At 65.5% G+C, this 12828-nt stretch carries 2 protein-coding genes; one reads left to right on the forward strand and one right to left on the reverse strand.

What is annotated here, in order from left to right; all coding sequences use genetic code 11:
• Positions 1-49: 49 nt before the first annotated feature.
• Positions 50-10249, reverse strand: a complete 10200-nt coding sequence (locus FHY18_RS00945) for an autotransporter-associated beta strand repeat-containing protein (protein WP_259149433.1) — start codon at positions 10247-10249, stop codon at positions 50-52.
• Between the two features lie 708 nt (positions 10250-10957).
• On the opposite strand from FHY18_RS00945, the gene FHY18_RS00950 reads away from it, so the two are divergent.
• Positions 10958-12769, forward strand: coding sequence for an EAL domain-containing protein (locus FHY18_RS00950; RefSeq protein ID WP_259149434.1), 1812 nt, complete (start codon positions 10958-10960; stop codon positions 12767-12769).
• Positions 12770-12828: the final 59 nt, after the last annotated feature.

Here is a 12828-nt window from a genome sequence, read left to right on the forward strand (position 1 = left end):
AAAAGAGCCCCGGCGTGCCGGGGCTTTGTCGTTCACTGCGGGGAGCCAATCAGAAACTCCAGCCCCAGGTCACCTGTCCGCCGTAGGCGGTCTGTCCATCGCCGCTGAGTCCTTGCAACGACAGCGACATGCGGCTGTTGGGCGACGTGATCAGGCTGACGCCCAACTCGCCGATGGCCGCATTCCTGGCCAGCGTGACGCTTTGCACCGAGAACTCCGAGCCGGTGCCGATGAAGCCCGCCGAGCGCTGCACCGCGCGATCGCCAAACGCGTGGCGCCAGCCCGCCGAGGCATAGAGTGCGGCCTGCTGACCAAGCTCCCAACGTCCGCGCACACCCAGGGTAGTGGTGGTGAATTCGTCCTTGGCGCTGTCGACCGACAACCCGGAGATCCCGCCGCGCTCAGTGAACCCGTCGGTCTTCAGATGGGTGTAGTCGGCGGCAATGAACGGGCTGTACACCGCATTGCCGGTACGCAGATTCCACGACGCTTCCAGCGACACCGTCACGGCAGTGGCGTCGTATTGGCTGGTGAGCCGTTCCTCGAGCACGCCGGGCAGCACGACCCGGCGCGCGCCGTCCACGCTGTAGTCCGCATAGTCCACCGCGCCCTGCAGCGAGAATGCGGACCAATCGGCCTGGCCATACACACCGACATGGGTGCCGTCGATGTCGGAGCGGTCGCCCCACTCGCGCGACCAGCTTTCGATGTCCTGGCTGCCCACCGCCACACCGAGCACGCTGCGCTCGCCGATGCGGCGTTCTGCACCGGCCATGATGCCGTTGTCTTCGCGGCGTACCGAAACCGCGTTGGCATCGCCGTCGACGCGATTGGGCAGGCTACGCCCGGTGATCCATACGGTGGTGTCACCGATGCGGGTGTCCTGGCTGTCGCCGCGCAGATGGCTGCCGATGCCGCTGTTGAGAAAGCGGCTGTCCAGCATGGCGGTCGCGGTGCTGGCATGGCTTTCGCCCGACAGCGACGCGAAGGCGGTGGCGACTGCCTGCGCGTCGTCCGGCAGACGCACGACGGCCTGATACACCGGGCTATCGATCGACAGGCCGTCGACCGCAGCGGCAGCGGACTGCTGGTTGGGCGTGGTCACCGTATCCACCATGCCGACGGTGTTGCGCCCCAGCGACACCGACAACCCCGTTGCGCTGGTGCTGACGTCGGGATCGATAAACGCGTAATCGGAGAAGACGTTGGTGAATTGCCCGGTGAGTCCCCCAGCAGCGTTGATCACCGGAATCTCGGTGAACAATGGCAGGTCGGCCGCACGTACCAACACCAATGAGCTGCCCGGCGACAGCGTGGCCGCGCCGCCTACCGTCACCGGCGTCACCACACCGCCCGTGCCGGACGTGACCTGCACCGTGGAGCCGGGGCCGATGGTGGCGTTGCCGCCCACATTGATCGTGCCGGTGGTGCCGCCGATGGCCAGGGTACCGCCGGTCGTGGTCAGGCTGCCGATGCTGCCGCTGCCGGTCAGCGTACCGCCCGGCCCCACCGTCACCGGCCCGCCGATCGCGGCGCCCGGGTTGGCCGGGTTGCCGACGCTCAAGGTGCCCGCCGTGATGGTGGTCGGGCCGGTGAAGCCGCTGCTGTCTGCAGTGACCAGCAGGGTGCCGATGCCGTCCTTGAGCAGGCTACCGGTGCCCGACAGCGCACCTGCGTAGGTGCCGCTGGCGTTCTGCGCGAACACCAGCGCGCTGTTGTTTGCGATGGTGCCCTGCAGGCTATCGGTGTCGCCGATCAGGGTACCCGCGTTGATGGTGGTACCGCCGAGATATCCGTTGACGCCATCCAGCGTGACCGCACCGCTGCCGTCCTTGATCAGCGCACCGCTGCCGGCGATGTTGCCGGTAAAGCTGCCGTCGCCGGCCTGATCGAAGACCAGCACACCGTTGTCGAGGATGTTGCCTTGTAGGCTGGTGGTGGTGCCCTGCAGCGTGCCGTCGGCAATGGCGGTGCCGCCGCCATAGGTGTTGGCACCGGCCAGCGTGAGCACGCCGGCACCTTGTTTCACCACGCTACCGGCGCCGCTGACGATGCCGGTAAAGGTGCCATCGGCAGACTGGTCGAAGACCAGCGTGGCGTTGTTCACCACATCGCCCTGCAGGCTGGTGGTCGTGCCGATCAAGCTGCCGGCACTCACCAGCGTGCCGCCGGCATAGCTGTTGGCACCGGTCAGTTGCAGTGCGCCGCTGCCGGCCTTCTCCAGCGAGCCGGTCCCGCTGACTACACCGGCATACACCCCGCCGGTGGTCTGGTTGAACACCAGTGCCGCATTGTTGACGATGTCGCCCTGCACGCTGGTGCTGTCGCCGATCAAGCTGCCGGCCGCAATCGTGGTGCCGCCGCTGTAGCCATTGGCACCGTTGAGCAACAGCGCGCCCGCGCCGTCCTTGACCACGTTGCCGGTGCCGGTGATCGAACCGCTGAACACGCCATCGGCTGCCTGGTTGAACGCCACGGTGGCGTTGTCGACGATCGCGCCCTGCAAGCTGCCGCTATTGCCCGCCAGCGTGCCGGCACTGACGGTGGTGCCGCCGGTATAGCTGTTGCTGCCGTCCAGCGTCAGCGTGCCGGTATTGGTCTTGATCAGCGCGCCGTTGCCGCCGATGGCACCCGACAAGGTCAGATCGGCCGGGTTGTCGACGGTGAGCGCTGCGCCCAGGTTGACCGTATTGCCCAGCGCGGCGGCGATCGCATTGCTGAGCACCGAAGCGCCGGTCACCGACAACGTGCCGCTGCCCAAGGCCGTGTTGCTGCCCACCGCCAGCGTGCCGGCATTCAACACGGTGCCCCCCGCGTAGCTGTTGTTGCCGTCGAGCGTCAGCGTGGTGGCGCCGTTCTTGATCAGGCTGCCCGCACCGCTGACCGGGCCGGACACGCTCAGGTCGTTGCTGCCAAGCAGATTCAACGCGCCATTCACCACCACCGCGTTGCCCAGCGCCAGTGCCTGGTTGCTATCGAGGCTGGTGCCGGCCGCTGCGGTCAACGTGCCGGTGCCCAGCGCTTGCGCATCGCCCAGCACCAGCGTGCCGCCATCGAGCAAGGTGCCGCCGGTGTAGCTGTTGGCTGCGTCGAGCACCAAGGTGCCGGTGTCGAGTTTCTGCAGTGCGCCTGCGCCGCCGATGGCGACATCGATCGTGCCGGTTACACCAGGGTCGACGCGGATGATGGTGTTGGCGGCATTGGCGCTCAACGCACCGGCACCGCCGTCGCTCAGCACATAGCCATCGGTGACGAACTGCATGCCGGTGATGCCCTGGGTGCCTTGCACGGCCACGGTACCGGCAGTGCCGGCGAACACTGCGAAGCTGTTCTGCCAGGTATCGTTGGTCAGGCCGTCGATCGCTGTCCAGTTGGTGCCGCCGGCCGTCCATGCAGCGCTGCCGCCATCGATGGCGCCGTTGGCGACGGTTTGCGCACCATCCCAGAACTGCACGTTGCTGCCCGGCGCCAGCACCACCACGTTGATCTGTTGTGCCAGTGCGGTCTGCAGCGTCAGCTGGGTCGGGTCCACGGTGCCGGGCAGCGTGCCGATGCCCAGGCCGTTGTCGGTCAACGCACCGGTGTAGTCGATCAGGCGATACACACCGGTACCGAAGCCGCCGATGTCGGTGATGTTGAGCGTGCCGTCCAGCGTGAGGTCGCCGTTGACCGCCAGCACGCCGGTCTGGCTCGGGATGCCCAGGAATGCATCGAGCGTGGCGTTGGGCGCCATGCTCAAGCTGCCGGTGGTGAGCAATGCGCCACTGCTCACCACCAGACGGCCGCCATCGTTGACGGTGACCGCCGCATCGACCACGCCGCTGCCGCTCAAGCTGCCGCCGGCGCCAACGCTCAGGCCGCCAGCACTGGCCAGCGTGCCATCCACATCCAGCGTGCCGCCGAGGATCTGCGTGGTGCCGCCCGGCGCGCTGGTACCGGTGAGCTGCAGCGTGCCGGTGCCCACCTTGTCCAGGTTGCCGGCGCCGCTCAGACTACCCGCAAAGGTGCTGCCGACGTTGTTGACGCCCAGCTGCAGCGTGTTGCCCCCGAGGATGTCGACCGCACCCTGCCCGGTCACCGCGCCCAGCGCTGCACTGCTGCCCAACGACAGCCCCGCACCTGCGGCGACATCCACCGCGCTGGCGGCCCCCAGGTTGCCGGTGGCGGAGGTGGCAAGCACACCCGCCTGCACCGCCACCGGGCCGCTGAAGCTGTTGACGCCGGACAAGGTCAAGGTACCCAGGCCGGTCTTGGTGAGCGCACCGGCACCACTGAGCGTGCCGGTCAGTGCCAGATCCGCAGCGCTGGCGATGGTCAGGTCCGCACCCAGGTTGACGCCGTTGCCCAGCGCCAGCGCGACGGCATTGCTCAAGGTGGAGTTGCCCAGCACCGACAGGCTGCCGACACCCAGGGCGGTGTTGCTGCCCACCGCCAGCGTGCCGGCGTTCAACACGGTGCCGCCCGCGTAGCTGTTGCTGCCATCGAGCGTCAGCGCGGTCGTACCGTTCTTGATCAAGCCGCCCGCACCACTGACCGGCCCGGACACGCTCAGGTCGTTGCTACCCACCAGAGTCAGTGCGCCATTCACCACCACCGCATTGCCCAGCGCCACTGCCTGGTTGTTATCGAGGCTGGTGCCGGCCGCGGCGGTCAATGCGCCGGTGCCAAGTGCCTGCGCATCCCCAAGCACCAGCGTGCCGCCACTGAGCGCGGTGCCGCCGGTATAGCTGTTGGCTGCGTCGAGCACCAAGGTGCCGGTGTCGAGTTTCTCTACGCCACCGATGCCGGCGATGGCGACATCGATCGTGGCGGTGGCCGCCGGGTCGACGCGGATTGCGGTGAGCGGGCTAGCCACTGCCAGCGTGCCCGCACCGGCATCGCTCAACAGGTAGCCATCGCTCGCAAACTGCAGGCCGCCGATGTTTTGCGCGCCCTGCACGCCGACGCTGCCGGCAGTGCCGGAGAACACGGCAAAATCGCCCTGCCAGGTGCTGTTGGCCGAGCCGTCCTGGCCGGTCCAGTTGGTGGCAGCGCCCCACACGCCCGAGCCGCCATCGACGCTACCGTTGGCCGTGGTCTGCACGCCGTCCCAGAACTGCACGATGCTGCCCGGCGCCGTCACCACCAGGTTGATCTGCTGGCCGATCGCGGTCTGCAATGCCAGCTGGCTGATATCGACGCTGCCGGGGATGCTGCCGAACAGCATGCCGTTGTTGGTCAACACGCCGGTGTAATCGATCAACCGATACACGCCGGAGCCGAAGCCGCCGATGTCGATGACATTGAGCGTGCCGTCGAGGGTGAGATTGCCGTTGACCGCAAGCAGGCGCGTGTTGCTGGGCGCCGCAAGCGACACGTCCATCAAGGCGCCCGGTGCCAACGTCAGCCCGCCCATGCTGAGCGAGGAACCGCTGCTCAACGCCAGCCGGCCGCCATTGCCGATGGTCACATCGCTGCCGATGCTGCCACTGGGGCCGGTACCGGTGAGCGTGCCGCCAGCGAGCACATTCAACGCACTCGTGCCCAGGCTGCCCACCACGTCCAGGGTGCCGCCGCTCACCTGGGTGGCGCCGCCGATCACGCTGGAGCCGAGCAGGTTCACGGTGCCGGCGCCGACCTTGTCCAGATTGCCGCCACCGCCCAGGCTGCCGGCGAAGTTGCCGCTGCCCAACTGCAGGGTGGCGCCGGCATCGGTAGCGACGCCCCCCGCACCGGTGAGTGCGTTGATCAATCCGCCGTTGGTCAGGTTCAAGGATGCGCCGGCTGCCACATCGACGTTGCTTGCATTGCCGAGCGATGCGGCGGTGCTGGCCACCACGGTGCCGGCCTGGATCGCCAGCGGGCCGGTGTAGGTATTGCCGCCGCTCAGCGTCAAGGTGCCGAGGCCGGTCTTGGTCAGCGCGCCCGCGCCGCTGATGGTGCCGCTGGCCAGCATGTCGGCCGCGTTGTCGACGGTAAGCGCCGCAGACAGATCGATGCCATTGCTCAAGGCCACCGCGATGGCATTGCTCAGCACCGAATCGCCGGTAACCGACAAGCTGCCGGTACCGAGCGCGTTGTCGGCCCCCACCGCAATCGTGCCGGCGTTGAGCGTGGTGCCGCCGCTATAGCTGTTGCTGCCATTGAGCGACACGGTGGTGGTGCCGTCTTTGACCAGGCTTCCGGTGCCGCTGATGGTGCCGTTCAAGGCCAGGTCGTTGCTGCCGATCAGCGAGAGCTGGCTGTTCAATTGCACGCTATTGCCGACCGCAAGCGCAGTGTTGGCATCCAGTTCGCTAGCGCCACCGACCAACAGTCCGCCCACGCCCAAGGCTGCAGCGTTGCCAAGCACCAGGCGGCCGGCATCCAGGGTGACCCCGCCACTGAAGGTATTGGCATTGCCCAGGGTCAGTGTTGCCGTGCCCTGCTTGACGAGGCTGCCGGCGCCGCTGATCACGCCGTCCAGCGCGATGTCCTGCGTACCGGGCAACGTCAGCGCTCCGTTCAAGGCAAGTGCATTGTCCAACGCCACGGACGTGGTGGCATCGAGCGTCGTGCCGCCTGCAGCGGTGAGCGTGCCGGTCCCCAATGCCGTGTTGCTGCCGACCACTAACCCGCCCGCTTGCAGCTGCAACCCGCCGCCCCAGCTGTTGTTGCCTGTGAGCGTGAGCGTCTGCGTACCGCTCTTGATCAGGCTGCCCGCGCCATCGATCACGCCATCGAGCGTGAGCGCCTGGCCGTCGATGCCGAGCGCACCATTGAGCGTGACGGCGTTCTGCAGGCTTGCAGCGATCGCGGCACTTAGCAGCGTGCCGTCGGCCGCAATGAGCGCACCGCTACCCAGCGCCGTGTCACTGCCGACGATCAGCAACCCCGCATCCAACAGCGTGCCGCCGGCATAGGCATTGTTGCCGGCCAGCGTCAACGCACCGGTGCCCTGCTTGATCAGGCTGCCGGCTCCGCTCACCGTGCCGGTCAAGCCCAGCGCGTTGTTGCCGGTCAGCGACAGCGCACCGTTCAAGACGACGTCATTGCCCAGCGTCGCTGCGGTGCTCGCCTGCAACTGGGTGCCGTTGGCAGCGGTCAACGTGCCGCTTCCCAGGGCCGCGCCGCTGTCGATCAGCAATGCACCCGCATTGAGATCCACGCCGCCGGTAAAGGTGTTTGCGCCGGCCAGCGTCAGTGCGGCAGCGCCGTTTTTCACCAGGCCGCCCGCACCGCTGATGCCTCCATTGAGCACAAGGTCCTGGCTGCCTCCGAGCGATAGATCGGCATTCAACACCACGTCGTTGGTGAGCACGCGTGCCGCGGTGCCATCGAGCTGACCGCCGGCAACGGTGAGGCTGCCTGTGCCCAGTGCGGCATCGCTGCCCAATACCAGGCTGCCCGCAGTCAACAGCGTGCCACCGGTGTAGGTGTTGTTTCCGGTCAGGGTCAGGCTGGCGGGGCCGAGTTTGTCCAGGCTTCCGGCACCGCTGATGCCGCCAGTGAGTGTCAGCGCATTGCTGCCGCCGATGCTGACCAAACCTGTCAGCGCGATGGCATTGGAGAGCGTGTTCACCGCGAGATTGTCCAGCGTGGTGCCGGCCGCTGCGGTCAATGCGCCCACACCCAGCGCCGTGTCGCTGCCGACCACAAGCTTGCCCGCATTCAGCGAGGTGCCGCCGGTGTACAGATTGTTGCCGCTGAGGGTCAGATCGCCGCTACCGGTCTTGACCAGGCTGCCGGCACCGCTGATACCGCCGCCCAGCGTCAGCCCCTGCGCGCCGTTGAGCGTCAACGCGCTGCTATTCAATGCGATGGCGTTGGTCAGCGTGGTAGGCGTCGTGCCCTGCAGGTTGGCGTTGCCGCCGAGGCTGAGTGCGCCGCTGCCGAGCGCCCCGTTATTGGTCACCTGCAAGGTACCGCCGGCAAGCGTGGTGCCACCGCTGTAAGTGTTCAACCCGCCCAGCGTGAGCGTGCCGGTGCCGAGCTTGCTCAACGCACCGGTGCCGCTGATCGAACCACTCAAGTTCAGGGCAGTGCCATTGCTGGCCACGCCCAGATTGCCGGTGAGCGCAATCGCATTGCCCAATGTCGCCGCGGTGCCTGCATCGAGCACGCCGCCGCTGGCGGTCAAGGTACCGGTGCCCAGTGCAGCATTCGAGCCGACTACCAGACGCCCGTTGTTTAACGCGGTGCCACCGGTATAGCCGTTGGTACCGGTCAAGGTGAGATCGCCGGCACCGTTCTTGATCAGGCTGCCGCTGCCAGTGATGGCGCCACCCAGGGTCAGTGCCTGCGCGCCCGTCCACGTCAACGGCCCGACAAGATCGACCGCGTTGTTCACCGCCAGCGATGCGCTGGTGCTGAGACTGGCGTTGTCGGTAACACGCAACACCCCGGTGCCCAGCGCCGAGCTATTGCCCAGTTGCAGCGTGCCTGCTGTCAGCGTCGTTGTGCCTGAATAGGTGTTTGTTCCGCCAAGCGCAAGCGTGCCGAAGCCCGTCTTGGTGATGCCGCCGGTTCCTGCAAGCGCACCGGTCAAGCTGAGTGCACCGCCACTTGTACCCAGGCTCAGCGTGGTATTGAGTGCAAACGCATTGTTCAAGGTCAACGGTGCGGTGGTGTCCAGCGACCCGCCTGCCGCAGTGACGGTACCGGTTCCGAGCGCGCCGGAGGTTTCCAGCACCGTGGTGCCCGCGCTCAGCGTGGTGCCGCCGGAATAGGTATTGGCGCCGCCAAGCGTGAGCGTGCCCGTGCCGGTCTTGGTGAGCGCACCGGCTCCGCTGACAACACCGCCCAGCCGCACGGTATTGGTCCCGCCAATGCCAAGGGTGTTGTTCAACACAAAAGCGTTGGTCAAGTCGAGTGCGGCACCGGCCAGCAGGCTCCCGCCGGAGGCGGTGACGGTCCCGGTTCCCAATGCAGCGTTATTGCCTGCGGTCAGCGTGCCTCCGCCCAGATTGACGCCGCCGCTGAAGGTATTGCTGCCGGTGAGGTTCAATCCGCCGGTACCGGCCTTGGTGAGTGCGCCCGTCCCTGTCAGCGTGCTGCCGATCGTCAGCGCATTGGTGCCCTGCACGGTCAAACCGCCCGCCGCAAGCGCAATGCCACCGGCCGGAGCCAGCGTCAGCCCGGCAGCGGTGGCTTCGAGCGTGCCGCCGTTGGACGCGATCGTCGTGCCCAATTGTGCGGGCGTCGCAAATTGCAGCACACCTCCATTGAGCGCGCTGCTGCCAAAGTTGCTCGCGCCGCTCAAGGCCCAGGTGCCGCTATTGACACGCAGGCTGCCGAAATTGATGTACTGATCGGTGCTTGCCGTGCCGACGCCGGTCACGCCGCTGCCGGTTCCGGTGGCTGAATTTTGCAGGATCAGCGTGTTGGTTCCTCCCGCACCGCCATCCACCACGCCGGTGCGGGCAAAGCTCAGCAAGCCGCCTGGGCCAAGCAATTCCAGTCCGAGTCCGCCAGCACTGTTGATGCTTCCGCCCGTGACTGCGGTGAAGGTATTGCTACTGTTGGCACCCATCGACACGCTGCCGTTGATGGTGCCGGAGTTGACGAAACTGTTGCCGGTGGCCGAACTCTGAAAACCGACCCGTCCCTCGATGGTGCCGGTGTTGACCGCATTGACGGTGCCACCGCCACTGACGGCGATCACTGGCGTGTCGGCACCCAGTAGCGAGAGGTTGAGCAGCGAGCGGCTGGTGATCGTGCCGGCATTATTGATCTGCACGACGCCATTGCTGGCAGAGGTCATTCCCAATGCCATTCCATCGAGATTGAGCAGGTTGGCGCCCAGCAACCCGCCAGTGCCGTAGATGGTGCCGCCGACAAGATTATTGGCAACCACCGAGGTCGAGCTTGCGTTGCCCATGCTGACGCCGGTACTCAATACCGACAGCAGGCCAAGCACGGATGGATCGATGGTGCCGCTGTTGTTGAGCGTGGCATTGGTGCCGCTGAGCGCGATGGCGGTACCGCCCAGCAAGCCTGCGGTCATCTGTGTGCCGGCAGCCACGTTGACGGTCAGATTATTCGCGCCACTGGAAAACGCATTACTGGTGACCGGCAGACCGCTGCAGGTGACGGTCGCGCCGGCGGCAGGCAGTGCGGGCGTGCATGCACCCCAGGCCAATGCGGGAGCGGCGGCCCCCACCGCCAGAACCACCAGACTCGGCAACGCCCGACGCGTCCCGCCGGGCTTACGTCGACGCCGCACCAGCTCATGCGTCACGACCCAATTGCCGATGGCTGCGTTCCAGACCAGCGCAAATGCACGATTCATTCCGATTCCCCTGATTGACCGCGATAGATCAGCGCACACGCACGTGCGCGCCTTCGATGACGGAGGTGGATATGGCAATCCGATGGATTTAGAGAGTGACCCGCTTCAGATGGGTCACTTAAGGATGAGGGTGATTAATACCAATCCCTGGTAAATACGCTGCCAAATTAATAGGCGAATCAACTTGATCAAACTGTGCTGAGTATCACTAACTATAAATACATCCATTACACGGCCATAAACTGTCGACTCGTTTACTAGCGCCCGCTTTAAACGGAATGCAAGCCTCACAAGGCGCGACCCGCAAGGCCTTCTAGCGGGCACTACGGGTAAATCAACTATCTATTTCCGCATGCAGGAGTTGATTGATTTGTCGAGCCCGCCGCATCGCGCGAACCGATACATGCCAAATTGCGTGACAGCTGATCGAACCCTATAAGCGGGCACGACAAGTTTATTCCGTGCTGCAAAACAATGTGATGAGCGCAACTGAATTGCCTGAGTCCGCCTGGATCGATAAAACCAATTACCGGTCGACGCCGGGCGGTGCAATGCGATATTTGTATAAGCCAAGGCGTGAGGCGAGACGCGCGTCGCTTAACACTTAGTGTGGTGTGCTGCTCGCAGACGCGACCGCTTGCGATGGCAGCATGCTCCCGCTCGTCACTCTTCGATGACTTCGATTTGTTTCTAGTAGCCCTGCAGTGTGTGATCTTCAACACGGAACCTGACGACATGACGCTTGCTTCGGGAGACAAATCACCGGAACGCCAGTTCGACTGGTCCGGCGTGCCGATCGATCTCGGCGGGATGGAGCCGCTCGAACAGATCGCTCGCCTGCTCTGCCATGCGCTGGTCGCACCGGCAGCGGCATTGACCATTACCGAAGCCGGCCGCATGCGTGTGCTCGCATCGCGCGGCATCAGCACCCATCAGGTCGAGCAAGCCATCGTGCTGTGTCAGCGTGCCCCTGCCGCCTCCAACGGGGTGACGGAGTTGATCGAACATCCCGCGCTTGAGCCGATCCAACTCGGCGACGCCGCTTTCCCCGGACTGCCTGCACGCTTTATCGCCTGCGTCCCGGTCGGTGCGCCGCAAGCGGGCATCACCGGCACATTGTGCGTGATCGACACGCGCGAGCGCCGCCTTGCCAGCCAGGAACACCAGCAGCTGCTGATGTTTGCCAACGTGGCCGCTGCGCAGCTGGAGTTGCAGTTCGGCGCGGGCCGGCGTGAACCACATAGCGGCCTGCTCAATGCGCGTCAGCTGCAATCGGACCTGGATGCCCTGGCCTTCGGCAGCCACAGCGTGCCGACCATCGCGGCCTTTATCGAGGTCTACGACACCCAGGCGGCCAATGAGGCACGCCAGGCGCTGGGCATGCAGCCGCTGGAAGAGCTGATCCGTCATGCCAGCTACGTGCTGACACGCGCCCTGCGTGGCAAGGCCACCGTCTATCACGTCGCCCCGATGCGCTTTGCTTTTTTTCTGCTGAACTCAGCGCCCGACGAGATGGAAGACCTGTTGCTGGATTTGCGCGACATGCTGCACAAGCCGGTGGATGCCGCCGGTGTGCCGATGTCGCTGACGTTCCATGCCGGTGTGGTGCGCTTCGCACCGCAACAACCAGACACCAACGATGTGATGCGCAAGGGGCTGGTCTCGCTGGGCGATGCCATCAGCAACAATGCGGTGATGTGCTGGTACAGCGCATCGCAGGACGACGCGATCCAGCGCTCGTATCGGCTGGCGCTGGACGCGGAAAAGGCGCTGGATGCCGGCGATTTCCGGCTGGTGTTCCAGCCACGCATCGACCTGCAGGATCTGTCGGTGATCGGATTCGAAGCGCTGCTGCGCTGGCGGCATGCCAGCCTGGGCCCGATCGGCCCGGACGAGTTCATTCCATTGTTCGAAAAGACCGCGCTGATGTGCACGGTCACCAACTGGGTGATCGAAAGCGCATTGCTGCAACTGGCGCAATGGCGATCGCAAGGCCTGGATTTTTCCATCTCGATCAATCTGTCCTCGCGCGATTTCGGCAACATCAACCTGGCCGCCGATGTGATCAATCGTTGCAAGGACCTGGCCATCCCCACCAGCCGAATCGAGCTGGAAATCACCGAAGGCCGCTGGTTGCGCAGCAATGTCGAGGCCATTCCGCGGCTACGCGCATTGCGCGACGCTGGCGTCAGCGTGGCCATCGACGATTTCGGTACCGGCTACAGCAATTTCGGCTACCTCACCGAACTGCCGGTCAATGTGCTCAAGCTGGATCGCTCGCTGGTCACCGGCATTGCCAGCAAGGCCGGCATGCAGATGCGCGCAGAAGCGGTGGTGCGCCTGGCCAGCGCGCTGGGCTATCGCACCGTTGCCGAGGGCATCGAGCATGCCGACGAGATTGCGTTGCTGCGCAGCTGGGGCTGCGATGAGGCCCAGGGGTATCTGTTGTCCAAGCCGATTGAGGCGCAACTGGTTGCGACCTATGTGCAGGACGCCACCGCGCAGCGACGCCTGCCCTGAAGCAATGCCGCGTGGTTGCGCCAGTCCTTTGCCTGCAGGGACCGCCTGCCCGCATGCGG

Origin of the sequence: Xanthomonas sp. 3793 (assembly GCF_024806835.1) — a bacterium.
GTDB lineage: Bacteria > Pseudomonadota > Gammaproteobacteria > Xanthomonadales > Xanthomonadaceae > Xanthomonas > Xanthomonas arboricola_F.